This is a genomic window from Mesorhizobium sp. LNHC229A00, from assembly GCF_000502415.1.
In the GTDB taxonomy this organism is placed as follows: domain Bacteria; phylum Pseudomonadota; class Alphaproteobacteria; order Rhizobiales; family Rhizobiaceae; genus Mesorhizobium.
The window spans coordinates 1-734 of sequence record NZ_AYWQ01000182.1 but is presented as its reverse complement, the minus strand read 5'-3'; the positions used below and the strand labels follow the sequence as shown (position 1 = coordinate 734).

2 protein-coding genes are annotated in these 734 nt (G+C 56.5%); one reads left to right on the top strand and one right to left on the bottom strand.

The features are described from left to right. On the top strand, window positions 1–232 hold a 232-nt coding region (locus X742_RS140150; protein WP_023775690.1), incomplete at its 5' end, for a CoA-transferase. Window positions 233–376: 144 nt separating this feature from the next. Here the strand turns inward: X742_RS140150 and X742_RS140155 are convergent. Beyond that, window positions 377–734 (bottom strand): LysR substrate-binding domain-containing protein (locus tag X742_RS140155; protein WP_023775689.1); only part of this gene is annotated, 358 nt, incomplete at its 5' end.

The following is a 734-nucleotide window of genomic DNA, read 5'->3' as shown; positions in this document are numbered from 1 at the left end:
TGCCGGCGTGAAGCGGGTGGTCGTCGTCATGGACCATACCAACAAGGCAGGGGAGTCGAAGGTGCTAAAGGCCTGCACGCTGCCGCTGACGGGCCAGGGCGTGGTCGATCGGATCATCACCAACCTTGGCGTGCTCGACGTCGTCGAAGGCGGTTTAAAGCTCGTTGAACTTGCCGACGGCATCACTGACAGCGAGCTGCGCAGCGCAACCGAAGCAACGATGGTTGACTGATCTACCACGGCCTTTAGTGCAGGCTAGACGTTACCGAGCCCTATCGACATCGGAGGTGCTACCCTGAGCACTCCATCCATCAGCAGCAATCAAGGACGGATTTCTCCGAAATTTGCAATAGTGGGTGCGCTTTCGCTCGGTTTCCTATTTCTTTCTCGTCGGATCAGGTTGCGACTTGTCTAACCATCTGGCTCCGGTCGGAATNGCGGACACGCCTAGATCGGCGGATACGAGGCCCGCAACCGCGCCGACGTCACGAACCTCTGTGACGGTCCCGAGTTGAATTTCGGCAATTTGCAGAGCGCGATCCACACACGTGCGAATGCTGCTCAAAGGATCGAATGCGACGAAGTCTTCCCCGGCCAAGTCGTTCCAGGACACTGTTTCCATGTTCGCAAATCTGTGAGATTTCGAGCATATGCAGATCAGTCTATCCGCCACGATCCGTTCGCAGACCAGCCGTCCTTTCGCCTTTGGAAAGGAAGTGATGCCAAAATCGACT